Genomic DNA, 230 nt, shown 5'->3' with positions numbered 1-230 from the left:
GCGCTGCACAAAGCCGATGATCGCCGCCGACACCACGCAGACGGCGGCAGCTTCTGTTGCGGTGAAGATACCGCCGTAGATGCCCCCGATGATCAGGATGAAAAGCAGCACGGCGGGCCAGCTTTCCCATGCCGCGCGGAAGCGTTCCGAGCTGGAATAGCGCTGATCCGTCGAGGGCGCGATTTCCGGCGTCCGCCAGACCCAGACCGCGATCACGAAGATGAACCCCG

General features: G+C 64.3%; 1 protein-coding gene. It reads right to left on the bottom strand.

Annotation, left to right across the window (positions count from 1 at the left end; genetic code table 11):
• A partial coding sequence (locus A3764_RS21370) for a TRAP transporter large permease subunit (protein ID WP_150122378.1) occupies positions 1–230 on the bottom strand: 230 nt, incomplete at both ends.

Source organism: Sulfitobacter sp. HI0129 (assembly GCF_001635395.1).
Classification (GTDB): domain Bacteria; phylum Pseudomonadota; class Alphaproteobacteria; order Rhodobacterales; family Rhodobacteraceae; genus Sulfitobacter.
This window is presented reverse-complemented; position numbering and strand designations above follow the sequence as displayed.